The sequence below is a fragment of the Pseudomonas sp. G2-4 genome (genome assembly GCF_030064125.1).
Classification (GTDB): Bacteria; Pseudomonadota; Gammaproteobacteria; order Pseudomonadales; family Pseudomonadaceae; genus Aquipseudomonas.
Genome location: NZ_CP125957.1, coordinates 2,912,256 through 2,935,035 on the forward strand (window position 1 = coordinate 2,912,256; position 22,780 = coordinate 2,935,035).

Sequence of the window (22,780 nt, forward strand, 5' to 3'; positions counted from 1 at the left end):
ACATGCTTTCAAGAACCGCTTCTGACCTCTATTGGATGTCCCGCTACCTGGAGCGCGCCGAGAACCTGGCGCGCATGCTCGAAGTCAGTTACTCGCTGTCTCTGATGCCCCAGGCCGGGCGCAGCGATGGGCACGCCGAGCTGGCGATGTCGCTGCTGGCGGCCGGTACGCTGGACGATTACAACGCGCGTTATGACGCGCTGAACACCGAACGCATGCTGCATTTTTTCGCACTGGATGAAACCAACCCCGGGAGCATCTACAGCTGCCTGCGGGCGGCGCGGACCAATGCCCATGCGGTGCGCGGACGCATCACCGCCGACATGTGGGAGAACATCAACGCCACCTGGCTGGAAATGCGCAACATCGCCAGCAACGGCCTGGGCCGTTATGGCATCAGCCACTTCTGCGAATGGGTCAAGGAGCGTTCGCACCTGTTCCGTGGTGCGACATCGGGCACCATCATGCGCAACGACGCCTACTGTTTCATTCGCCTCGGGACCTTCATCGAGCGGGCGGACAACACTTTGCGCCTGTTGGACGCACGCTACGAAATGTTCGGCGAGGAGTCGGAGGAGGTCAGCGACAATTCGGCGCGCGGCTATTACCAGTGGAGCGCCTTGCTGCGGGCACTGTCGTCGTTCGAGGCGTTCAACGAGATCTACCGCAACGCGCCCAATGCCGAGCAGGTCTCGGAGATGTTGCTGCTGCGGGCTGACGTCCCGCGCTCGCTGCATGCCTGTATCGAGGAACTGGATCATATCCTCGCGAGCCTGCCGGGCAATAACGGCCGTCCGGCCCAGCGCCTGGCCGCCGAGCTGAATGCGCGCCTGCGCTATTCCGGGATCGATGAGATCCTGGCGTCGGGCCTGCATCAGTGGCTGACCGACCTCATTGGCCAAATCCGTCACTTGGGCCAGACCGTTCATGAGTCTTATCTGGAGGTCGTATGAAACTGTCCATACGCCACGACACCACCTACAGCTATGCCGATGAAGTCTGCACCAGCATCCAGTTCCTGCGCCTGACCCCCAAGGACAGCCAGCGCCAGCGCATCCTTGAGTGGCACCTGGAATTGCCGCGCCTGGTGCGCAGCCAGATCGACCCTTACGGCAATATCCTGCATGTGATGACCATGGACGAGCCCCACGGCGCCTTGGTGCTGACGGCTTACGGTCAGGTGCAGATCGATCAGACCGTGGAGATGGAGACAGACAGCCAGTCGCCATTGCCGTTCCTGCGCACCAGCCGTCTGACCCAGGCCGATGACGTGCTCAGCGCCTTCGCTGTAGAGCAATGTGGCGCGCGGCGTGACCGTGCGGCGCTGACCGACCTGATGAACGGCCTGGCCGATCGTATGCCCTACAGCCCGGGCACGACGGCGGTCAGCAGCACAGCCGCCGAGGCGTTTGCCGGCGGAGCGGGTGTCTGCCAGGACCATACCCACGCATTCCTGGCCTGCGCGCGCAGCCTGGGCATCCCGGCCCGCTATGTCTCCGGCTACCTGTGCACCGAAGATGAGAGCCATCTGGCGAGCCACGCCTGGGCCGAAGCCTGGCTGGACGACGGCTGGTACAGTTTCGACATCACCAACCGCCTGACCCGTCCCGACCGCCACCTGAAACTGGCGGTCGGCCTGGACTACCTCGACGCCTGCCCGGTACGCGGCATGCGCCGGGGCGGCGGGGCGGAGCAGATGCTGGCGCGGGTGCAGGTGAGTTCAATGGTCCAAGTGCAGCACCAATAGGCGAGTGCCCGCAGGTATCTTGGGCGTCCCGCTAACCACGCTGGCCTAACGCAGGCATTGCGCAGTGGGCAACCCGGCATGGATGCCGGGTTAGCCCGCATTGACAACGATCAAGGCCACCCCGGATGGCCAGGCGCAGACTGGGCCAAACCCATCGGGAGATCACCAGCATGCCCCTTTCCCTGGCCAAAATGCGCCGCCAGTACACCCTCGACGGCCTGGATGAAACCCAGGCACCGGGCGATCCCATGGTCCTGTTCGGGCTATGGATGCAACAAGCCCGCGAGACCGAAAGCCCACCGGTAGAAGCCAACAGCATGGCCCTGGCGACCGTGGACGAGCAGGGCCGACCCCATTGTCGAGTGCTGTTGCTCAAGGGCTTCAGCAACGAAGGCTTTTCGTTTTTCGGCAACTACGCCAGCGCCAAGGGACAGGACCTGGCGGCAAATCCGTGGGCGGCCATGACGTTTTTCTGGCCGGGGCTGGAACGGCAGGTGCGGATTGAAGGGCCGGTCGCCAAGCTTGACCCGGCGCTGTCGGATGCCTATTTCGAGTCCCGTTCCGTGGCCAGTCGTCTGGGCGCCTGGGCATCGCCACAAAGCCATCCTTTGGTTGATCGGGCCGCGCTCGAGACCTTGCTGGCGCAAACCGAACAACGTTTCGCCGATCAACCGGTGCCGCGTCCCGAGCATTGGGGCGGCTATTGCCTGCGGCCCGAACGGCTGGAGTTCTGGCAGGGCCGCGCCGACCGTTTGCATGATCGTCTCGACTACCGCCTGCAAGAGGGTGCATGGCAGCGCAGCCGTCTGGCGCCATGACACCGAGGGAGGTACCTCCATGGAGGAATAGGCCCGGCATCGAATGGGGTTCAGGCTGGGCCATCTTTTCTGACAGGACGGCTGATCATGGCCCATCTGACGCAACGCCTCTTTCAACCGCTGAACATCGCGGTCCTCACCATCAGCGATACCCGCAGTTTCGAGACTGACACCTCGGGCCAGACCCTTGCGGACCTGCTGCAAACCGCCGGGCATGTGCTGATCGACCGCGGGCTGGTGAAGGACGATATCTACCAGATCCGCGCCCAGGTCTCCCAGTGGATCGCCGACCCGAACGTGCAAGTGGTGCTGATGACCGGCGGCACCGGGTTCACCCCACGCGACAACACGCCCCAGGCAGTGGCGCCGTTGCTGGACAAGCACGTCGATGGGTTTGGTGAGTTGTTCCGCCAGGTGTCCCTGGCGGAAATCGGCATGTCCACGCTGCAGTCTCGCGCTTTGGCGGGCATGAGCAACGGCGTGCTGGTGTGCTGCTTGCCGGGTTCGCCGGGGGCGTGCCGGACCGGCTGGGAAAAAATCCTGGCCGGGCAACTGGACAGCCGCACTGGCCCGTGCAATTTCACCCCGCATCTCAAGCCGCAGGCTGGCATTGTCCTGCAACCTTGTGAGGCGCGTTCATGAGCAGCGGTACGTGTGGCAGCGTCTGCGAAAGCGGTGCGCTGATGCCGGTGGATGAAGCCATCCGCTATCTGCTGGATCAGGCACCGCTGCCGCCTCCGGTGCAGCGGGTGACGCTGGACCAGGCCTTGGGCCGAGTGCTGGCGACAGACATTCGCTGCCCCATGAACCTGCCGCCATGGGACAACAGTGCCATGGACGGTTATGCCTTGCGGGCTGCCGACCTGCCGGTCGCCGGCGGTCATTTGACCTTGGCCGGGCGCATTGCCGCCGGAGAGGCACCGGGTAAGCCATTGCAGGCCGGGCAGGCGGTGCGGATTTTTACCGGCGCGCCGTTGCCGCCGGGGGCAGACACCGTGGTACCCCAGGAAAGCTGCCGGGTGGACGGTGAGCGCGTCTGGTTACCACCGGTCAATGGCGCAGACCATGTGCGCAAGGAAGGTGAGGAAATACAGCGAGGCGACCGTTTGCTTGCGGCCGGAAAACGCTTGCGCGCCCAGGAGCTGGGGTTGCTGGCTGGTGCCGGGATTGCTCGGGTGGAGGTCTATCGTCCATTGCAGGTGGGCCTGCTCAGCAGCGGTGATGAACTGCGCGAACCGGGCGAAACGCTGGCGCCGGGACAGATCTACAACAGCAATCGCCACAGCCTGGCGGCACTGCTGCGCGGCTGGGGCTTGGAAGTGCATGACTATGGCGTCATGCCTGACAAATTGCTCGCCAGTCGGCAGGCCTTGAGCCAGGCGGCGGCCGAATGCGACTTGCTGCTCACCTCTGGCGGCGTGTCGGTGGGCGAGGAGGATCATCTCAAGCAAGCCATCGAAGCGTTGGGCAGCGTTGACCTGTGGCGCCTGGCGATCCAGCCGGGCAAACCCCTGGCCTTTGGCGAGGTGTCCGGCAAACCCTGGATCGGGCTGCCGGGTAACCCTTCGGCGGCGCTGATTACCGCGTTGATTGTCGTACGCCCGTTTCTATTCCGGGCTCAGGGCATTGATGAGGTATTGCCCGCAGCGTTGCAGTTGCCAGCCGGGTTTGACTGGCCAAAGCCCAACCGGCGACGGCAGTACCTGCGGGCGAAGTTGAGCCCGACCGCCGACGGCTCGCTGTGTGTCGAGCTGCATCCCCAGCAAAGCTCGGCGATGTTGACGGCCGCGTGCTGGGCCGACGGCTTGGCGGTGGTCGAGCGTGAGACGCTGGTGCACAAGCACGATCGGGTGCTGTACCTGCCATTCGCCGACCTGATGCATTGACGGCAATTGATTGCCGTCAATGTCGTCGGCCGAGGGCTGGCTAGACTGGCGGCGCTTGAGTTTTCTCATGAGGATGCCCCATGCAACTGGTTTGCCCGGCAGGGAATCTGCCTGCCCTCAAAGCGGCGGTGCGCCAAGGCGCCGATGCCGTCTATGTCGGCTTTCGCGATGACACCAATGCCCGGCACTTCGCCGGATTGAACATGGATGACAAGCAGTTCGACGCGGCTGTCGCGCACATCCGTCAACACCAACGCAAGCTGTACGTGGCGGTCAATACCTACCCGCAGCCCAAGGGCTGGGAGCGCTGGCAACGCGCCGTGGACCGTGCCGCCGATTTCGGCGTGGACGCGCTGATTGCCGCCGATCCCGGTGTGCTCAGCTACGCCAGTCAGCGCCATCCGCAACTGGCCCTGCACCTGTCGGTACAGGGTTCGGCGACCCACGCGGCGGCCCTGGCTTTTTACGCCGAGCGCTACGGTATTCGCCGCGCCGTGCTGCCACGGGTGCTGTCCCTGGCCCAGGTGCGGCAGGTGGCGGCAGCCAGTCCAGTGCCCATCGAGGTTTTCGGCTTCGGCAGTCTGTGCATCATGGCCGAGGGGCGTTGCCACTTGTCTTCCTATGTAACCGGCGAATCGCCGAACCTCTGTGGGGTCTGCTCGCCCGCCAAGGCGGTGCGTTGGAGCGAGGACGCCCAAGGCCTGAGCGCACGTCTGAGCGAAGTGCTGATCGACCGTTACACCCCTGAAGAACCGGCCGGTTACCCGACCCTGTGCAAGGGCCGCTTCCTGGTGGGCGGCAAGCGCTTCCATGCCTTGGAAGAACCCACCAGCCTCGACACCCTGGACCTGCTGCCGGAGCTGGCGGCCATCGGTGTCGAGGCCGTGAAAATCGAAGGCCGCCAGCGCAGCCCGGCCTACGTTGAACAAGTCACCCGGGTCTGGCGTGCCGCGCTGGATGCACACCAGGCCGCGCCGCAACGGTTCCGGGTGCGGGAAGAATGGCGCCAGGTGTTGGCCGGTTTGTCCGAGGGCAGCCAGACCACCCTGGGTGCCTACCATCGATCATGGCAATGAGGGAGGCCCGATGAAGCTCAGCCTGGGACCGGTCCTGTTTTATTGGGACAAAGCGCAACTGGGACATTTCTACGCCGAGATGTCGGCCCTGCCGCTGGATGTGATTTACCTGGGGGAAACCGTGTGCTCGAAGCGCCGGGCATTCTCTCTGGATCAATGGCTGGGCCTGGCGCGTGAGCTACAAGCGTGCAGCCAGGCGCAGATCGTGTTGTCGAGCCTGACGCTGATCGAAGCGGCTTCGGAGCTTTCCTCGCTGCGACGCCTGTGTGACAACGGCCAATTGTTGGTGGAAGCCAATGACATGGGCGCGGTGCAGTTCCTGGCCGAGCGCAAGTTGCCCTTTGTCGGCGGTCCGGCGTTGAACTTGTACAACGGTCATGCCCTGGGACAATTGCTCGACAGCGGCATGATCCGTTGGGTACCCCCCGTGGAATGCTCGGCGGCGCTGATCGGCGACGTACTCGAGCAAGTGCGGGAGCTGGGCCGTGAGGTGCCCGAGGTGGAGATCTTCGCCTACGGCCATCTGCCCTTGGCGTACTCGGCACGTTGCTTCACCGCCCGGGCCGAAAACCGACCCAAGGACGACTGTCAGTTCTGTTGCATCAACTACCCCGATGGCCTGGCCCTGAGCAGCCAGGAAGGCCAACAGTTATTCACCCTCAACGGCATCCAGACGATGTCCGGCGAGGTGACCAACCTGCTGGCCGATTACACCGCGCTGACGGCCAGTGGCGCCGACCTGCTGCGCCTGAGCCCGCGTGCCCAGGGCATGGCCGAGGTGGTCACGGCCTTCGACAAGGTTCGCCAAGGCGAGGCTCCGCCGCTGTTCGTGGACGGCTGCAACGGTTACTGGCACGGCCATGCCGGCATGTTGAAGGTAGAGGAGGCGGGTCTGTGCTGAGTCCAAAGAAATGGTTGCTCAAAGGCGCTGACCGGGTGCTGCCGCTCGTGGCCAAGGTGCCGTTTGTGGTGCAGCGCTTGGCGCTCCAACAGGCGCTCAATCGTTGCCTGGCCGAGCCGCTGCGCGATGGCGGTTTCGATGTGCTGCAGGGGCGCTGGCTGTGCCTGCGGGTGCCCGACCTGAAACTGTGCTGGTACCTGACCCTGGCGCGGGATGGACTGCGCATCGCCGAGCGTGCTGATGCCCAGGTGACCATCAGCGGCAACTGGCGCGAATTCCTGTTGCTGGCCAGCCGTCAGGAGGATCCCGATACGTTGTTCTTCCGGCGGCGGCTGGTGATCGAGGGCGACACCGAACTGGGGTTGGCGCTGAAGAACCTGATCGATAGCCTCGATCCGGATGTATTGCCGCTGTGGCTGTGGCGCAATCTGGAGCGGGCGGGCAAGGGCTTGGCAACCGTGTGATGACAGCGCCGAGCCTGCTGCCCCTGGTGTATTCCTGTTCCGGTTGTTCCAGCGTGGCGCAACTGGCCAACACCGTTGCCCGTGGCGAGGGAGCTTGCTCCCGCTGGGGGGCGAAGCCCCCCCAAGTTTGCCACTGCGGTGTGTCAGGTTGATTGCGTCTGGCTTTTTGGGGCTGCTGCGCAGCCCAGCGGGAGCAAGCTCCCTCGCCACAAGGGGTGCACTTACTCGGGCTATTGCTGGTAAGCCTCCAACTCCTCCTCGGCCAGGATACGAATGTTGCGTCGTTCCATGGCGATCAGGCCGCCGTCCACCAGGCGATGCAGAATGCGCGAGAAGGTTTCGGGCTGAATCCCCAGCTTGGAGGCCACCAGGCGTTTGGAAACCTGCAACACCAACTGCCCGTCGCGGGGATCGCGTTCCTGTAGCAGGAAATTGATCACCCGCCGGCTGGCGCTGGCCAGGGTCAGGTTGTCGATGTCCTTGAGGCGCTGGTGCAGGTGGATGCTCATGCTTCCCAGGATCGCCAGGCAGACTTTCGGTTGGTCTTCCAGGGCGTTGCGGTAATGATTGCCTTCGACACTCACCAGCACGCTGTCCTTGATTGCAGAGGCGCTGACCGGGTAACAACGGGCCTGGCTGAACAGCAGGGCCTCGGCGAAGGTCTGGCCGGGCTGGATGATTTCCACCAGGTTCTCCTGGCCTTCACCGGTGACCCGATACAACTTGATCTGCCCACTGATCAGCAGGAAAAACCGCTTGGCCGCGTCGCCCTGGTGCATGAGCGTGCTATTGGCGGGCAGGCGCTTGAGGACGGCGAGATTGCACACGTCTTCGAAAATCCGCTCCGGCAACTGGCTGAACAGATGGTGACGACGCAACAGTAAAACGATGGAAGGGTGGGTCAGCATGGCGTACCTCCGCGTGCGGTCATGGTAGAGCCCAAGACGCCGCTGGCCTATGCCTCGGCAGGCCTACCTCCGAAGAGGGATGAGCCGGTACTCCAGTCAGTTGAATCAACCTTTGCCTGACACAAATCCCGTGGCGAGGGAGCTTGCTCCCGCTGGGCTGCGTAGCAGCCCCAAAAAACAGGGCCGCTGCGCGCCCCAGCGGGAGCAAGCTCCCTCGCCACAGGATCGGTGTTCGCTCATGGAATCTACGCGCCTGCTTTAGCCAGCCCCGCGCAAATGCTCCATCGCCCACACCGCCGCCTCCACCCGCGAACGCAAACCAAGCTTGTGCAGCAGGTTCTTCACATGCACCTTGACCGTGCCCTCGGTGATGCCCAGCTTGTGTCCGATGACCTTGTTGCTGTAGCCGCCAGCGATGGTCTTGAGCACCTGGCGTTCGCGTTCGGTCAGGTCCACCTCGGTCTGGCGCGGCGCGGCGCGCAGGGCCTGGGCCATGACGCGGGTCAGGCCGGGGCTGATCACCAGGGCGCCGTTGAGGGCATCGCGGATGTACTGGATGAGCAATTCGGGCTCCATGTCCTTGAGCAGGTAACCGTTGGCGTCCAGGCGCAGGGCATCGCGGATGTCGTCCTCGGCATCGGATACGGTGAACAGCAGCACCTTGCCGGTGTAGTGCATGGCGCGCAGCCGGCGCAGGGTCTCGATGCCGTTCATCTGCGGCATGTTGTTGTCCAGCAGCACCAGGTCGGGCTTGAGCGGCTCGATCAGCGTCAGGGCTTCTTCGCCGTGGCTGGCTTCGCCGACGATCTGCAGATCGTCTTCAAGCTCCAGCATCTGACGGATCCCGCGACGCATCATCGGATGATCGTCGACCAGTAGCAGGGTATGGCGCAGGGGGGCGTTCATGTTGCGAGGCCTTCGGTGGGTTGGCCCAGGAATTCCGGTTGGAAATGCACTTGGATACGGGTGCCCTGGGGTGTCCGGGAGAGAATCTGCAGGTGGCCGCGCAGGCTGCGGGCCCGCTCGTTCATGATGTTCAAGCCATGATGTTCGCGCTGGTCGACCTCGCCGCTGAAGCCCCGGCCATCGTCTTCGATCGACAGCCTTACGGTTTCGCCTTCCTGGCGCAGTTCGAGCCAGGCGTTCTCGGCGTGGGCATGGCGCAGGCAGTTGGACAGCGCTTCGCGGGTTATCTGCAGGATGTGGATCTGCTCGCTGGCCGACAACTCGAAGGCCAGGGTGTCGACGAGCAGGTGCACCTTGAAGTCCCCCCGGTTGGAGAATTCTTCGGCGGTGTCCTTGAGCTCCTCGACTAAGCCATCGTCGTGGATCTGCAAGCGGAAGGTGGTGAGTAGTTCGCGCAGTTGGCGATAGGCCGTGTTCAGCCCTTCACGCAGTTCGCCGGCCACCGTTTCGAGGGTCTGCACCGGTTCGCCCCGACGCATCAGGGTTTGCATGCGGCTCACTTGCAGCTTCATGTACGACAGGGCCTGGGCGAGGGAGTCATGCAGCTCGCGGGCGATGATGGTGCGCTCGTCGAGCAGCAGCAGGCGATGGTCCTGTTCGCGCTGGCGCTTGAGGGACAGGGAGGTGCCGATCAGGTTCGCCAGGGCCTGGATCAATGCGATTTCCCAAGCCTGCGCCGCGTGACCGTCGACAAAATGCGCCTTGAGCTCACCCAGTTCATTGCCCTGGTTGCTGATGCTGAAGGTTTGCGGCCGGGCCGTGTGATGTTTCTGGCAGGTGGCGCAATCGCTGCTGGCACAGACCTCGCGGCTGTTGGCCCCGTGCATCGCCAGCAGTTGCCGCGCCGGCGCCTGTAGTTGTCCTTGCAGGCACAGCGACAGTCGCAGGCCCGGTAGTCGTTGCTGGAAGCGGCGTATCAACTCATCCAGGCCCTGGGCGTTGGCCTGTCGCGTGGCGAGGTTGCGGCTGCTCTGATACAGCAATTCCAATGCCGCGTTGGCCTGTTGCAGGTTCAGGGTTTTTTGCTGGACCTGGCTTTTCAGGGTGCGATGGGACTGCTCGATGGTCTCGGCCATGGCATTAAAGCTCGTCGCCAGTTGGCCCAGCTCATCCTCGGACTGATGATTGACCCGCACTTGGAATTCGCCACGACGAAAACGCTGGGTAGCGTCCACCAACTCCTGCAAGGGCGTGACCACGCCGTACTGCAATTCATACAGGCCGATCAGCAGGATGATCATGGTGCTGAACAGTGCGATGCCCTGGATCGTCTGTTGCCAGCCCTGTTTGTGTTCGCTCTGGCGTTGCAACAGAGTGACAAATTGGTCCAGTTGCTCGACGAAGGAGCTGGCGCTGGCTTGGAAGAACGCCGAATCACCGCGCTCGACGGCCGGGCGCAAAGTCTGGTTCCAACGTTGCACAAGGTGCTGATAGCTCTCATGCAAGGACGTCGTGGGCCCGTCTTCCAGCACGGCGCGCAAGGCAGGGCTGTCGAGGCGCTGTTGCAGGCTCTCGATAATCACCGGGATGTCGTCGGTGGCACCCGCCGCCAGTTTCCAGCTCAGGTTGTAGGTCTCCATGCGCACGGAGCCGGCGGTGTTGATGGCCGCGGCGTCGCCCTGGCTGAACCAGGCGATCAGCCCGGCGCTCAAGGAACTGGCCAGGGCCAGGATGGCGATGAGGATCACGGCGAGCCCGGCGCGAGCGGGCAGGGAGCTGCGCAGCCAGCCCATCATTGAGGCTGACCCTGCAAGAAAATCTGGAACCCGAACATGGGCGGCGCCTGGATGTGGGGTGTAGCGGCCAATCCTGGGCGCACTACCTCTAAAGAGTTGTCGGCCGCTCCGTTTCGATAAAAGCTTCGGCAGACTTATTCAAGAGATTGATAAACAAAGGGTTTTATCAGTATCCGGGTCTACCTCCTTAGAGGTAGACGGGCCAAGCATAGGCCAGTACCCCCCCTGCGCACGTTGACCCAGGTCAAGTTTTTGCGGGGTACGCATCACTAGGCTGCGCTCATCGAACTGACGGAGTGCATCGTAATGCGAGCGCAAGTGCAACAAGGGCTGGTACTAGGGATGAGTACCCTGGCCTTCACCGTGTGCTTCATGGTCTGGATGATGTTTGCCGTGCTCGGCGTTCCGATCAAGGAACTGCTGGCCCTCAACGAAACCCAGTTCGGCCTGCTGGCTGCCACGCCGGTGCTGACCGGTTCGCTGGTGCGTTTGCCCCTGGGGCTTTTGACCGACCGCTTTGGTGGACGGATCGTGTTCTTCCTGCTGATGCTGGCCTGTGTGTTGCCGCTGTACCTGATCACCCTGGCCACGGCCTTCTGGCAGTTCCTGGTGCTGGGCCTGTTCGTCGGCCTGGCCGGCGGCTCGTTCTCGGTGGGCATCGCCTACGTCGCCAAATGGTTCGACAAACAGAACCAGGGTTTTGCCATGGGCGTCTTTGGCGCAGGCAACGCTGGCGCGGCGGTCACCAAGTTCCTCGCCCCGGCCCTGATCGCGTTCGGCTCCTGGCACCTGGTGCCGAAAGTCTTCAGCGCCATCCTGTTCATCACCGCGCTGCTGTTCTGGTTCCTCACCACCGAGAAAAAAGAACACAGCGGTACTGGCGGCGCCACGTTGCGCGAGCAATTGAAAGCCCTGAAAGAACCGGCCGTGTGGCGCTACTGCCAGTACTACTCGATCGTGTTCGGCGGCTACGTGGCCCTGGCCCTGTGGATGACCAAATACTACGTGCAGGAATACGGCTTCAGCCTGCAAAGCGCAGCGCTGCTGGCGGCCTGTTTCTCCCTGCCTGGTGGCGTGCTGCGGGCCGTCGGTGGCTGGATGTCCGACCGCTGGGGCGCCCAGAGCGTGACCTGGTGGGTGCTGTGGGTCAGCTGGATCTGCCTGTTCCTGCTGTCCTATCCCCAGACTCAACTGCAAGTACAGACCGTCAACGGCATCGTCGATTTCCACATCGGCCTCAACGCCACGCTGTTCACCGTGCTGCTGTTCGTGATGGGCATCGCCTTCGCGTTCGGCAAAGCCTCGGTCTTCAAGTACATCGCCAACGACTACCCGAAAAACATGGGCGCGGTGTCCGGCATCGTCGGCCTCGCCGGCGGTCTGGGCGGGTTTGTGCTGCCGATCATGTTTGGCGCCCTGGTGGACCTCACCGGCGTGCGCTCGTCCTGCTTCATGTTGATGTACGGCGTGGTCTGGGTCTCCCTCACCTGGATGTACTTCAGCGAAATGCGCAAGCGCCCGCTGCTGGGTAAGCAGTCGCCGGCCAGCCAATCCCCGTTTTCCAGCATTGCCCAAGGAGAAGAACATGTCCGTTCTGCAAACGCCTGAAAAAGGCCCGGTCATTCATGACTGGCGTCCGGAAGACCCCGCGTTCTGGGGTAGCAGCGGCAAACTGACCGCCCGGCGCAACCTGTGGATCTCGATTCCTGCGTTGCTGTTGGCCTTCGCGGTCTGGATGGTCTGGAGCACGGTGATCGTGCGCCTTAACGCCATCGGCTTCAGCTTCACCACTGACCAACTGTTCTGGCTGGCGGCCTTGCCGGGGCTGTCCGGCGCTACCTTGCGCATCTTCTACTCGTTCATGGTGCCGATCTTCGGCGGCCGGCGCTGGACCGCCCTGAGCACCGCATCGTTGCTGGTGCCTGCGCTGTGGATGGGCTTCGCCGTGCAGGACTCGAGCACGCCCTACAACGTGTTCGTGCTGATCGCGCTGCTCTGTGGTTTTGGTGGCGGCAACTTCGCCTCGAGCATGTCCAACATCAGCTTCTTCTACCCCAAGTCCCAGCAGGGCACCGCCCTGGGCCTGAACGCCGGGCTGGGTAACCTGGGTGTGTCGGTGATGCAGTTCAGCGTGCCGCTGGTGATCTCCTTCGGTGTGTTCGGCTTCATGGGCGGCCAGCCACAGGTGTTGGCCGACGGCAGCTCGTTGTGGCTGCAGAACGCCGGTTTCATCTGGGTGCCGTTCATCCTCGCCGTGACCCTGATTGCCTGGTTCGGCATGAACGACCTGTCCAGTGCCCGGGCTTCGTTCAGCGAGCAGGCAGTGATCTTCAAGCGCAAGCACAACTGGCTGATGTGCTGGTTGTACCTGGCAACCTTCGGCTCGTTCATCGGGTTCTCTGCCGCCTTTCCACTGCTGATCAAGACCTCGTTCCCGGAAGTCATCGCGCTGAAATTCGCTTTCCTCGGCCCGCTGGTCGGTGCCTTGGTGCGTCCACTGGGCGGCTGGCTGGCGGACAAGCTCGGTGGCGCGAAGGTCACCCTGTGGAACTTTGTCCTGATGATCGCGATGGTCTTCGGCGTCCTGCACTTTTTGCCGCAGAACGGCCAGGGCGGCAACTTCTACGGCTTCCTGGGCATGTTCATGTTGCTGTTCATCACCACTGGCGTGGGCAACGGTTCGACCTTCCGCATGATCCCGGTGATCTTCCGCACCCTGCATGAAAAATCCGCCCTGGGGAAAAAGCCCGAGGTGCGCGAGCAAGCGATCAAGAACGCCGGTAAGGAGTCGGCCGCGGTGCTGGGTTTCAGCTCGGCCATGGGCGCCTTCGGGGCGTTCTTCATTCCTAAATCATTCGGCACTTCGATGGCCCTGACCGGCGGCCCGGAGATGGCCTTCTACATGTTCGTCGGCTTCTACCTGAGCTGCATCGTGGTGACCTGGTGGTGGTATGCCCGCAAGGGCGCCGCGACACCTTGCTAAGCCGAACCTAAACCTGCGTGGGCGGGGCGCAGACCCCGCGGAGCAAGCCTGAGAGGAACACACTGTGAGTCATTTACTGGATCAACTGCGGTTTTTCAACCGCAAGCAAGGCGAGTTTTCCGATGGTCACGGCGAGACCCGCAAGGAGTCCCGCGACTGGGAGAACGTCTACCGCTCCCGCTGGCAGTACGACAAGATCGTGCGCTCCACCCATGGGGTGAACTGCACCGGCTCGTGCTCGTGGAAGATCTACGTCAAGAACGGCCTGATCACCTGGGAAACCCAGCAGACCGACTACCCGCGCACCCGTAACGATCTGCCCAACCACGAACCACGCGGCTGTCCTCGTGGTGCCAGCTACAGCTGGTACATCTACAGCGCCAACCGGCTCAAGTACCCGAAGATCCGCAAGCCATTGCTCAAGTTGTGGCGCGAAGCCCGGCAGACCTTGCCACCGGTGGAAGCCTGGGCCAGCATCGTCGAGGACAAGGTCAAGGCCGACTCCTATAAAAGCAAGCGCGGCATGGGCGGCTTCATCCGTTCCAACTGGGAAGAAGTCAACGAGATCATTGCCGCCGCCAACGTCTACACGATCAAGGAACACGGCCCGGACCGGGTGGTCGGCTTCTCGCCGATCCCGGCCATGTCGATGGTCAGCTATGCCGCCGGCTCGCGTTACCTGTCGCTGATCGGTGGCGTGTGCCTGAGCTTCTATGACTGGTACTGCGACTTGCCGCCCGCTTCGCCGATGGTGTGGGGCGAACAGACCGACGTGCCGGAATCGGCCGACTGGTACAACTCCAACTACATCATTGCCTGGGGTTCCAACGTCCCGCAGACCCGTACCCCGGACGCGCACTTCTTCACCGAGGTGCGCTACAAGGGCACCAAGACCGTGGCGATCACCCCGGACTACTCGGAAGTCGCCAAGCTCACCGACTTGTGGCTCAACCCCAAGCAGGGCACCGACGCCGCGCTGGCCCAGGCCTTCAACCATGTGATCTTCAAAGAATTCCACCTGGACAAGCCCAGCGCCTATTTCACCGAATACGCCAAGCGCTACACCGACCTGCCGGTGCTGGTGATGCTCAAGCCGATGCTCGGCATGGCACCGGGTGCGGGCTACCAGCCCGACCGTTTCCTGCGCGCCAGTGACCTGACCGACAATCTCGGCCAGGAGAACAACCCGGAATGGAAAACCATCGCCCTGGATGCCAGCGGTGAACTGGTTTCACCCCAAGGCTCCATCGGCTATCGCTGGGGCGAGAAGGGCAAGTGGAACATCCTCGCCCGTGAAGGCGGCGAGGGCCGTGAGATCGACCTCAAGCTGAGCCTGATCGGTGGCGACGTCGCCGAAGTGGCCTTCCCGTATTTTGCCGGTGAAGCCCAGGAGTACTTCCAGCACGTGGCCGGTGAAGCGGTGCAGTACCGTCGCGTACCCGTGCACAGCGTGGTGCTGGCGGACGGCAGCGTGGCGAAAGTCGCCACCGTGTTCGACCTGTCGGCGGCCAACCTGGCCATCGACCGTGGCCTGGGTGGCGCCAACGTCGCCAAGGACTACGACGACGCCTCGGTACCCGGTACGCCGGCCTGGCAGGAGCAAATCACGGGTGTGAGCCGCGAGAAGGCGATCCAGATCGCCCGCGAGTTCGCCGACAACGCTGACAAGACCCGTGGACGCTCGATGATCATCGTCGGTGCGGCGATGAACCACTGGTATCACATGGACATGAACTACCGCGGGCTGATCAACATGCTCATGCTCTGCGGTTGCGTCGGCCAGACCGGCGGCGGCTGGGCTCACTATGTGGGCCAGGAAAAACTCCGTCCGCAATGCGGCTGGCTGCCCCTGGCCTTTGGCCTGGACTGGAACCGTCCGCCACGGCAGATGAACGGCACCAGCTTCTTCTACGGCCACAGTTCGCAATGGCGCCACGAGAAGATGAGCATGCACGACGTGCTCTCGCCCCTGGCCGACAAATCGCAATTCCCTGAGCACGCCCTGGACTACAACATCCGCGCCGAACGGGCCGGCTGGTTGCCGAGCGCGCCGCAACTCAACACCAACCCGCTGCACATCTGCCGCGATGCCGCCGCCGCGGGCTTGGAACCCAAGGACTACGTGGTCAAGTCGCTGCAGGACGGTTCCCTGCGCTTTGCCTGCGAGCAGCCCGACAGCCCGGTGAACTTCCCGCGCAACATGTTCATCTGGCGCTCCAACCTGCTGGGCTCCTCGGGCAAGGGCCACGAGTACATGCTCAAGTACCTGTTGGGCACCAAGAACGGCGTGATGAACGAAGACATCGGCCATAGCACCGAGTGCAAGCCTACCGAAGCCGAATGGGTCGACGAGGGCGCCATTGGCAAGCTCGACCTGGTGACCACCCTGGACTTCCGCATGTCCTCGACCTGCGTGTATTCCGACATCGTCTTGCCGACCGCGACCTGGTACGAAAAAGACGACATGAACACCTCGGACATGCACCCGTTCATCCACCCGCTGTCGGCCGCCATCGATCCGGCCTGGGAGTCGCGTTCGGACTGGGAAATCTACAAAGGCATCGCCAAGGCGTTTTCCGCCATGTCGGTCGGGCACCTGGGTGTCGAGAAAGACCTGGTTACCGTGCCGTTGATGCATGACAGCGTCGGCGAACTGGCCCAACCCTTTGGCGGTACCGACTGGAAAAGTGCCGGCGTGGCGCCGGAGCCGGGCAAGAACGCGCCGAACCTGCACGTGGTGGAGCGCGACTACCCGAACATCTACAAGCAGTTCACTTCCCTGGGCCCGATGCTCGAGAAGCTCGGCAACGGCGGCAAGGGCATCAACTGGAACACCGAGACTGAAGTGAAATTCCTCGGCGAACTGAACCACAAGGAAGTCGAGGCAGGCATCAGTCAAGGCCGGCCGAAGATCGACAGCGCCATCGACGCTGCTGAAGTGATCCTGTCCCTGGCCCCGGAAACCAACGGCCATGTCGCCTTGAAAGCCTGGGCGGCGCTGTCGGAGTTCACCGGCATCGACCACAGCCACCTGGCCATCTCCAAGGAGCACGAGGCCATTCGTTTCCGCGACATCCAGGCCCAGCCGCGCAAGATCATTTCCAGCCCGACCTGGTCTGGCCTGGAAGACGATCACGTGAGCTATAACGCCGGCTACACCAACGTTCACGAGGCGATTCCATGGCGCACCATCACCGGTCGCCAGCAGTTCTACCAGGATCACCCCTGGATGCAGGCGTTCGGCGAGCAGCTGATGAGTTACCGGCCACCGGTCAACACCCGCACCATCGAAGGCGTGAAGGGCAAGCGCAGCAATGGCGAGACCGAGATCGTCCTGAACTGGATCACCCCGCACCAGAAGTGGGGCATTCACAGCACCTACAGCGACAACCTGCTGATGCTTACCTTGAGCCGTGGCGGACCGATTGTCTGGCTCTCGGAAATCGACGCCAAGCGCGCCGGTATCGAGGACAACGACTGGATCGAATGCTTCAACGTCAACGGCGCACTGACCGCCCGGGCGGTGGTCAGCCAGCGGGTCAAGGAAGGCATGGTGATGATGTATCACGCCCAGGAACGGATCGTGAACGTGCCCGGTTCAGAAACCACCAAGACCCGTGGCGGCCACCACAACTCGGTGACCCGCGTGGTGCTCAAACCCACCCACATGATCGGTGGCTACGCCCAGCAGGCCTACGGTTTCAACTATTACGGCACGGTCGGATGCAACCGCGACGAGTTCGTCGTGGTGCGCAAAATGTCCAAGGTCGATTGGCTCGACGGTTCCAGTGGCGATGATCTGCCGCGTCCACTGCCGACTGATATCGAGGAGAACTGAGATGAAAATTCGCTCACAAATCGGCATGGTCCTGAACCTGGACAAATGCATCGGCTGCCACACCTGCTCGATCACCTGCAAGAACGTCTGGACCAGCCGCGAAGGCATGGAATACGCCTGGTTCAACAACGTTGAGTCCAAGCCAGGCATCGGCTACCCCAAGGAATGGGAAAACCAGGACAAATGGAAGGGCGGCTGGATCCGCAACGCTGACGGCTCGATCAACCCGCGCATCGGCGGCAAGTTCCGCGTGCTGGCGAACATCTTCGCCAACCCGGACCTGCCGAGCCTGGACGATTACTACGAACCGTTCGACTTCGACTACCAGCACTTGCACACCGCGCCACTGGGCGAGCACCAACCGACCGCACGGCCGCGTTCGCTGGTGTCTGGCAAGCGCATGCAGAAAATCGAATGGGGCCCGAACTGGGAGGAAATCCTCGGTACCGAATTCGCCAAGCGGCGCAAGGACAAGAATTTCGACCAGATCCAGGCGGACATCTACGGCGAGTACGAAAACACCTTCATGATGTACCTGCCGCGCCTGTGCGAGCACTGCCTGAACCCGACGTGCGCGGCATCGTGCCCGAGCGGCGCGATCTACAAGCGCGAAGAGGACGGCATCGTCCTGATCGACCAGGAGAAGTGCCGCGGCTGGCGCATGTGTATCAGTGGCTGCCCGTACAAAAAGATCTATTTCAACTGGAAGAGCGGCAAGTCGGAAAAATGCATCTTCTGCTACCCGCGTATCGAAGCCGGGATGCCGACCGTCTGCGCGGAAACCTGCGTTGGCCGGATCCGTTACCTCGGTGTGCTGCTGTATGACGCCGACCGCATCAGCGAAGTGGCCAGCACCGCCAATGAGCACGACCTGTACGAGAAACAGCTGGAGATTTTCCTCGACCCGAACGACCCGGCGGTGATCCGCCAGGCCCTGGCCGATGGCGTGCCGCAGTCGGTGATCGACTCGGCGCAACGCTCGCCGGTCTACAAAATGGCCGTGGATTGGAAACTCGCGCTGCCGCTGCACCCGGAATACCGCACCTTGCCAATGGTCTGGTACGTGCCGCCGCTGTCGCCGATCCAGAACGCTGCCGCCGCCGGTACCGTGGGTATGAACGGGGTGATCCCGGATGTCGACAGCCTGCGCATCCCGCTGCGTTACCTGGCCAACATGCTCACCGCCGGCGATGAAAAGCCGGTCAAGCGCGCCCTCAAGCGTTTGCTGGCGATGCGCGCCTACAAGCGTTCCGAGCAGGTGGACGGCGTGCAGGATCTGCAAGTGCTGGCCGACGTCGGCTTGAGCGTGAATCAGGTGGAAGAGATGTACCGCTACCTGGCCATCGCCAACTACGAAGATCGTTTCGTCGTACCGAGTGCTCACCGTGAAGACGCCATGAGCGACGCGTTCGCCGAACGCTCCGGGTGTGGTTTCAGCTTCGGCAGCGGTTGCAGCGGCAGTTCCGACACCAACATGTTCGGCGGCAAGAAGGCCAATCGCCGCGACGTGATCAAAACCGTGCAGTTGTGGGAGGAATGAACATGCGCATTCTCAAGGTGATTTCGTTGCTGCTCGATTATCCGACCGAGACCCTGGTGGCCGGTCGCGACGAGCTGGAGCAGGCCATTGTGCAAGCGCGGGAAATCAGCCCCCAGCAGCGCGCCGACCTGTTCGAATTGCTGGAGGTGATCTGCGGCAAGGACTTGATGGACGGCCAGGAACACTACGGCGCGTTGTTCGGTCGTGGCCGCTCACTGTCGCTGCTGCTGTTCGAACATGTCCACGGTGAGTCCCGCGACCGTGGCCAGGCCATGGTGGACATGATGGCCCAGTACGAAGAGGCCGGTTTCGCCATCGGCGTCAAAGAGTTGCCTGACTACATCCCGCTGTACCTGGAGTTTCTTTCCACCCGCGAAGACATCGAGGCCCGCGAGGGCTTGGCGGACGTGGCGCACCTGCTGGCCTTGCTCGCGGCGCGCCTGGACGAGCGTGAAAGCGTCTACGCCAGTTGCTTCCGGGCCTTGCTGCAGATCGCTGGGGCCGAACCCCAGGTGGCGGTGGCCGAATTGCGTGAGCAAGTGAAGGCCGAGCCTCGGGACGACTCCCTCGAAGCCCTGGACAAGATCTGGGAAGAAGAGCAGGTGGATTTCATGAAGGCCGAACAACAGGACCGTTGCAGTTCACTGCCCAGCGCACCCGGCAAGGCGCGGGATGAAAGTGCGGTGCCGTTGCACTGGGTGGATTTTCAGCATGAAGGGTTGGCCGCAGCGCCAGCCGGGGAGGTGGGTAATGTCTAAATGGGATCTGTTGTTGTTCGGGGTCTACCCCTATGTCGCCCTGGCGATCTGCCTGCTCGGCAGTTGGGCGCGATTCGACCTGTCCCAGTACACCTGGAAGGCCGGCTCCAGCCAGATGCTGAGCAATCGCGGCATGCGCGTGGCAAGCAACCTGTTCCACGTCGGCGTGCTGTTCGTACTGGCCGGGCACTTCGTCGGCCTGCTGACGCCGTCGGCGATCTACCACCATGTGCTGAGCACTGAGAACAAACAGTTGTTGGCCATGGTCTCCGGTGGTTTCTTCGGCGTGCTGTGCCTGATCGGCCTGGTGATGCTGATTAACCGGCGCCTGACCGACCCACGGGTCCGCGCCACGTCCAGTACCTCGGACATCCTGGTGCTGGTGGTGCTGCTGGTGCAACTGGTGTTGGGGTTGCTGACCATCGTCGCGTCCACCGCCCACATGGACGGTTCGGTAATGGTGATGCTGGCCGACTGGGCCCAGAACACCGTGTTGTTGCGTCCGGTGGAAGCGGCCACGTCGATTGCACCGGTGGGCTTGGTCTACAAGCTCCACGTGGTGCTTGGTCTGACCTTGTTCGTGTTGTTCCCGTTCACTCGTCTGGTGCACATCGTCAGTGCGCCGGTCTGGTACCTGGGACGTCGTTATCAAATCGTTCGGCAGAAGTTCTGAGGAGAAGATCATGGCGAGTGGATGCGGATGTGGCGGTAGTGGTGGCGGTAGCGGCGGTTGTGGTTCTTCGGCAAAAGCGGCGCCGGTGATGGCGTCGATCGATGAGGTCGAACCGACCGGGGCGGTGCAGTTCGAACCGGCCCAGGCCGGGACGGTGGCGGTGGATGAAGCCCCCGCGCAGTTGATCGCCAGCAGTGAGCAGGAATGGCCGATCATCAGCGTCAACGGGGTGGCGGTCACCCCGCAGGCGATGGCCCAGGAGCTGCAATACCACCCGGCGGAAAGCCGCGAGGATGCGGTCTACCAGGCAGCACGGGCCTTGGTGATTCGGGAATTGCTCCAACAACGCATCGCCGAGTTGGGCCTGGCGTTGCAGGTCGGTGCCGGTGAAAACGAAGAAGAGGCGGCCACGCGGCTACTGCTCGAGCGTGAGGTGCTGGTGCCGCAATGTGACGAAGCCACCTGCCTGCGTTATTACGAGAACAATCGGGCGCGCTTCCATAGTGCACCGTTGTTGGCGGTGCGGCACATCCTGCTTGAATGCGCGCCGGACGATGGCGAAGCCCGCAGCCAGGCTCATGACCAGGCTGAGGTGCTGCTGGAGCGGCTGGACCAGTTTCCGGGCAGTTTCGCTGAGCTGGCACTGACGCATTCGGCGTGTCCGTCCAAGGCACAAGGCGGTTCGCTGGGGCAAATCAGCAAGGGCCAGACCGTGCCTGAACTGGAGCGCCAGCTGTTCACCCTGCCGGCGGGCCTGGCCAGCAAACCGCTGGAGAGTCGTTATGGCTGGCACGTGATCAGCATTGACCAGCGCATCGAAGGCCAGGCGTTGCCTTACGAGGCGGTGGCCACGGCGATTCGTACCCAGTTGCAACAGGGCGTCTGGCAGAAAGCGCTGGTGCAGTACCTGCAAACCCTGATTGGAGCGGCGGACATCCGTGGCATTCATCTTCAGGGCGTCGACTCGCCGCTGGTGCAGTGAGCGCTGGCTCAACCGGGAGATTTCCATGAACGCGGTGTTGCAGGATGGGTTTGGGCGCCAGATCGATTATTTGCGGATGTCGGTGACCGATCGTTGTGATTTTCGCTGTGTGTATTGCATGGCGAAAAACATGACGTTCCTGCCGCGTCAGCAGGTATTGACCCTGGAAGAGTTGCAGCGTCTGGCGGGGGTGTTCGTCGGTCTGGGGGTGAAGAAAATCCGCCTGACCGGTGGTGAGCCGCTGATCCGTCCGGGCATCGTCGGGTTGTGTCGCGAGATCGCGGCGTTGCCCGGCCTGCGGGAACTGGTGATGACCAGCAACGGCTCGCAGTTGGGGCGTCTGGCCCAGCCGCTGGTCGACGCTGGGGTCAAGCGCATGAACATCAGTCTCGATAGCCTGGACGGGGAGCGCTTTCGGGCGATCACCCGTAACGGCGACCTGGATCAGGTGCTGGCCGGGATAGAAGCGGCGAAGGTGGCCGGGTTCGAGCGGATCAAGTTGAACTGCGTGGTAATGAAAGGGCGCAACTTCGATGAGGTCCCGGCGTTGGTGCAGTACGCCATCGAGCAGCGGATCGACATCAGCTTTATCGAGGAAATGCCGTTGGGGGAGGTGGGTCGTTCCCGGGGTGAGTCGTTCTGTGCCAGCGATGAGGTCCGGGCCGAGATCGCTCGCCATCATCGCCTGCTGGACAGCACCGAAAACAGCGGCGGGCCGGCGCGTTATGTGCGTTTGGAGCGGCATCCGCAGACTCGGATTGGGTTCATTTCGCCTAATAGCCATAACTTTTGTGCCAGTTGCAATCGTGTGCGCATGACGGTCGAGGGGCGCTTGCTGTTGTGCCTGGGGCAGGAGGATTCTCTCGATCTGCGTGGCTTGTTGCGGCGTTATCCGTTGGATGACCAGCCGATTGTTCAGGCGGTGCGCCAGGCTTTACGTGGGAAACCTCTGCGCCATGCCTTTAACCTTGGAGGGGAAGTGCAGATTGTGCGGTTCATGAACATGACGGGAGGCTAAGTGCTTGCGCGGCCCCCGTGGCGAGGGAGCTTGCTCCCGCTGGGCTGCGCAGCAGACCTGTTCTGCTCTGTTCTGAATGCAGGATGTTGTTGATCGGGGGCATATCCGTTGCTGCGGTAACGGCCACTTAGGGTTCCGCCCTTACGGCGTCTCACTTTTGAGAAGCGCAAAAGTAAGCAAAACGCTTTAGCCCCACCACTCGGTGCCTCGCCTAGGCTCGGCATGCCCTCACTCCGGCATTGCTCCGTGGGCCCGCCGCGAAGGACCATCCATGGTCCAGCGCGGCTACCTCGGCATCCATGCCGAGGTGCCCACTGCGCAATGCCTGCGTTCGGCCATCGTGGTTAACGGGGCGCCGAAATCAACGTCCGCCGCGAGGCGGCCTTATAGCCGGCCTGGTTCTGGGGGACCGCGTTTCCCCTGTGGGAGCGAGCCTGCTCGCGAAGGCGGCCTCACAGCCAACCTGTTTCTCCCTGTCGCACTCCA

Annotated in this window: 19 protein-coding genes and 1 pseudogene; 17 read left to right on the top strand and 3 right to left on the bottom strand. The window is 62.7% G+C overall.

Features of this window, described 5'->3' with window-relative positions; genetic code table 11:
• Nucleotides 1-2: 2 nt before the first annotated feature.
• The 9 genes and pseudogenes from QNH97_RS12470 to QNH97_RS12510 form a co-directional block, all read left to right on the top strand.
• Nucleotides 3-953: an alpha-E domain-containing protein gene (locus tag QNH97_RS12470; protein ID WP_003201699.1), complete on the top strand. Its 951-nt coding sequence runs from the start codon at nucleotides 3-5 to the stop codon at nucleotides 951-953.
• Complete coding sequence (locus tag QNH97_RS12475; RefSeq protein WP_283557098.1) at nucleotides 950-1,747, top strand: transglutaminase family protein; 798 nt, start codon at nucleotides 950-952, stop codon at nucleotides 1,745-1,747. The genes QNH97_RS12470 and QNH97_RS12475 overlap by 4 nt, the downstream gene beginning before the upstream one ends.
• A 170-nt stretch (nucleotides 1,748-1,917) precedes the next feature.
• The gene (gene pdxH, locus QNH97_RS12480) at nucleotides 1,918-2,565 is read left to right on the top strand and encodes a pyridoxamine 5'-phosphate oxidase (RefSeq protein WP_283557099.1); all 648 of its coding nucleotides are present in this window, start codon (nucleotides 1,918-1,920) and stop codon (nucleotides 2,563-2,565) included.
• 87 nt (nucleotides 2,566-2,652) lie between these two features.
• Nucleotides 2,653-3,207 carry a molybdenum cofactor biosynthesis protein B gene (moaB, locus tag QNH97_RS12485; RefSeq protein ID WP_283557100.1) on the top strand — a complete coding sequence of 185 codons (555 nt, stop codon included), beginning with the start codon at nucleotides 2,653-2,655 and terminating at the stop codon, nucleotides 3,205-3,207.
• Nucleotides 3,204-4,451, top strand: coding sequence for a molybdopterin molybdotransferase MoeA (locus QNH97_RS12490; RefSeq protein ID WP_283557101.1), 1,248 nt, complete (start codon nucleotides 3,204-3,206; stop codon nucleotides 4,449-4,451). The genes moaB and QNH97_RS12490 overlap by 4 nt, the downstream gene beginning before the upstream one ends.
• 80 nt (nucleotides 4,452-4,531) lie before the next feature.
• Nucleotides 4,532-5,527: a ubiquinone anaerobic biosynthesis protein UbiU gene (gene ubiU / locus QNH97_RS12495; RefSeq protein WP_283557102.1), complete on the top strand. Its 996-nt coding sequence runs from the start codon at nucleotides 4,532-4,534 to the stop codon at nucleotides 5,525-5,527.
• A gap of 10 nt (nucleotides 5,528-5,537) precedes the next feature.
• Nucleotides 5,538-6,428, top strand: a complete 891-nt coding sequence (locus tag QNH97_RS12500; protein ID WP_283557103.1) for a U32 family peptidase — start codon at nucleotides 5,538-5,540, stop codon at nucleotides 6,426-6,428.
• Entirely contained in the window at nucleotides 6,422-6,892 is a 471-nt protein-coding gene (gene ubiT / locus QNH97_RS12505) for a ubiquinone anaerobic biosynthesis accessory factor UbiT (protein ID WP_283557104.1), read from the top strand. Before QNH97_RS12500 ends, ubiT begins: the two co-directional genes overlap by 7 nt.
• A pseudogene (locus QNH97_RS12510) lies at nucleotides 6,892-6,972 on the top strand (putative zinc-binding protein); the annotation flags it as partial. The gene ubiT and the pseudogene QNH97_RS12510, both read left to right, overlap by 1 nt.
• A gap of 150 nt (nucleotides 6,973-7,122) precedes the next feature.
• Here the strand turns inward: QNH97_RS12510 and QNH97_RS12515 are convergent.
• From QNH97_RS12515 to QNH97_RS12525, 3 genes are all read right to left on the bottom strand, one after another.
• On the bottom strand, nucleotides 7,123-7,800 hold the full coding sequence (locus QNH97_RS12515; protein WP_283557105.1) for a Crp/Fnr family transcriptional regulator: 678 nt from the start codon (nucleotides 7,798-7,800) through the stop codon (nucleotides 7,123-7,125).
• A gap of 258 nt (nucleotides 7,801-8,058) precedes the next feature.
• Nucleotides 8,059-8,706 (bottom strand): two-component system response regulator NarL, encoded by a 648-nt coding sequence (narL, locus tag QNH97_RS12520; protein ID WP_025213356.1) that lies wholly within the window; start codon nucleotides 8,704-8,706, stop codon nucleotides 8,059-8,061.
• Entirely contained in the window at nucleotides 8,703-10,502 is a 1,800-nt protein-coding gene (locus QNH97_RS12525; RefSeq protein ID WP_283557106.1) for a HAMP domain-containing protein, read from the bottom strand. Before QNH97_RS12525 ends, narL begins: the two co-directional genes overlap by 4 nt.
• A gap of 306 nt (nucleotides 10,503-10,808) precedes the next feature.
• On the opposite strand from QNH97_RS12525, the gene QNH97_RS12530 reads away from it, so the two are divergent.
• The 8 genes from QNH97_RS12530 to moaA all read left to right on the top strand — a co-directional run bounded on the left by QNH97_RS12530 (nucleotide 10,809) and on the right by moaA (nucleotide 22,294).
• On the top strand, nucleotides 10,809-12,110 hold the full coding sequence (locus QNH97_RS12530) for an MFS transporter (protein ID WP_283557107.1): 1,302 nt from the start codon (nucleotides 10,809-10,811) through the stop codon (nucleotides 12,108-12,110).
• Nucleotides 12,088-13,485 (top strand): NarK family nitrate/nitrite MFS transporter, encoded by a 1,398-nt coding sequence (locus QNH97_RS12535; protein ID WP_283557108.1) that lies wholly within the window; start codon nucleotides 12,088-12,090, stop codon nucleotides 13,483-13,485. Before QNH97_RS12530 ends, QNH97_RS12535 begins: the two co-directional genes overlap by 23 nt.
• A 64-nt stretch (nucleotides 13,486-13,549) precedes the next feature.
• Nucleotides 13,550-17,323, top strand: coding sequence for a nitrate reductase subunit alpha (locus QNH97_RS12540; RefSeq protein WP_283557109.1), 3,774 nt, complete (start codon nucleotides 13,550-13,552; stop codon nucleotides 17,321-17,323).
• Between the two features lies 1 nt (nucleotide 17,324).
• A complete protein-coding gene (narH, locus tag QNH97_RS12545) occupies nucleotides 17,325-18,863 on the top strand; it encodes a nitrate reductase subunit beta (RefSeq protein WP_283557110.1) in 1,539 nt (512 codons plus the stop codon).
• A 2-nt stretch (nucleotides 18,864-18,865) separates the two neighbouring features.
• Nucleotides 18,866-19,621: a nitrate reductase molybdenum cofactor assembly chaperone gene (gene narJ / locus QNH97_RS12550; protein ID WP_283557111.1), complete on the top strand. Its 756-nt coding sequence runs from the start codon at nucleotides 18,866-18,868 to the stop codon at nucleotides 19,619-19,621.
• The gene (gene narI, locus QNH97_RS12555; protein ID WP_283557112.1) at nucleotides 19,614-20,294 is read left to right on the top strand and encodes a respiratory nitrate reductase subunit gamma; all 681 of its coding nucleotides are present in this window, start codon (nucleotides 19,614-19,616) and stop codon (nucleotides 20,292-20,294) included. Before narJ ends, narI begins: the two co-directional genes overlap by 8 nt.
• Before the next feature lie 10 nt (nucleotides 20,295-20,304).
• A complete protein-coding gene (locus QNH97_RS12560) occupies nucleotides 20,305-21,276 on the top strand; it encodes a peptidylprolyl isomerase (RefSeq protein ID WP_283557113.1) in 972 nt (323 codons plus the stop codon).
• 25 nt (nucleotides 21,277-21,301) lie between these two features.
• The gene (gene moaA, locus QNH97_RS12565; protein WP_283557114.1) at nucleotides 21,302-22,294 is read left to right on the top strand and encodes a GTP 3',8-cyclase MoaA; all 993 of its coding nucleotides are present in this window, start codon (nucleotides 21,302-21,304) and stop codon (nucleotides 22,292-22,294) included.
• Nucleotides 22,295-22,780: the final 486 nt, after the last annotated feature.

Excerpts from the sequence above, each read along its gene's own strand:
- QNH97_RS12470 (WP_003201699.1), top strand. The coding sequence starts at position 3 with ATGCTTTCAAGAACCGCTTCTGACCTCTATTGGATGTCCCGCTACCTG.
- QNH97_RS12475 (WP_283557098.1), top strand. The coding sequence starts at position 950 with ATGAAACTGTCCATACGCCACGACACCACCTACAGCTATGCCGATGAA.
- pdxH (WP_283557099.1), top strand. The coding sequence starts at position 1,918 with ATGCCCCTTTCCCTGGCCAAAATGCGCCGCCAGTACACCCTCGACGGC.
- moaB (WP_283557100.1), top strand. The coding sequence starts at position 2,653 with ATGGCCCATCTGACGCAACGCCTCTTTCAACCGCTGAACATCGCGGTC.
- QNH97_RS12490 (WP_283557101.1), top strand. The coding sequence starts at position 3,204 with ATGAGCAGCGGTACGTGTGGCAGCGTCTGCGAAAGCGGTGCGCTGATG.
- ubiU (WP_283557102.1), top strand. The coding sequence starts at position 4,532 with ATGCAACTGGTTTGCCCGGCAGGGAATCTGCCTGCCCTCAAAGCGGCG.
- QNH97_RS12500 (WP_283557103.1), top strand. The coding sequence starts at position 5,538 with ATGAAGCTCAGCCTGGGACCGGTCCTGTTTTATTGGGACAAAGCGCAA.
- QNH97_RS12515 (WP_283557105.1), bottom strand. The coding sequence starts at position 7,800 with ATGCTGACCCACCCTTCCATCGTTTTACTGTTGCGTCGTCACCATCTG.
- narL (WP_025213356.1), bottom strand. The coding sequence starts at position 8,706 with ATGAACGCCCCCCTGCGCCATACCCTGCTACTGGTCGACGATCATCCG.
- QNH97_RS12525 (WP_283557106.1), bottom strand. The coding sequence starts at position 10,502 with ATGATGGGCTGGCTGCGCAGCTCCCTGCCCGCTCGCGCCGGGCTCGCC.
- QNH97_RS12530 (WP_283557107.1), top strand. The coding sequence starts at position 10,809 with ATGCGAGCGCAAGTGCAACAAGGGCTGGTACTAGGGATGAGTACCCTG.
- QNH97_RS12535 (WP_283557108.1), top strand. The coding sequence starts at position 12,088 with ATGTCCGTTCTGCAAACGCCTGAAAAAGGCCCGGTCATTCATGACTGG.
- narH (WP_283557110.1), top strand. The coding sequence starts at position 17,325 with ATGAAAATTCGCTCACAAATCGGCATGGTCCTGAACCTGGACAAATGC.
- narJ (WP_283557111.1), top strand. The coding sequence starts at position 18,866 with ATGCGCATTCTCAAGGTGATTTCGTTGCTGCTCGATTATCCGACCGAG.
- narI (WP_283557112.1), top strand. The coding sequence starts at position 19,614 with ATGTCTAAATGGGATCTGTTGTTGTTCGGGGTCTACCCCTATGTCGCC.
- QNH97_RS12560 (WP_283557113.1), top strand. The coding sequence starts at position 20,305 with ATGGCGAGTGGATGCGGATGTGGCGGTAGTGGTGGCGGTAGCGGCGGT.
- moaA (WP_283557114.1), top strand. The coding sequence starts at position 21,302 with ATGAACGCGGTGTTGCAGGATGGGTTTGGGCGCCAGATCGATTATTTG.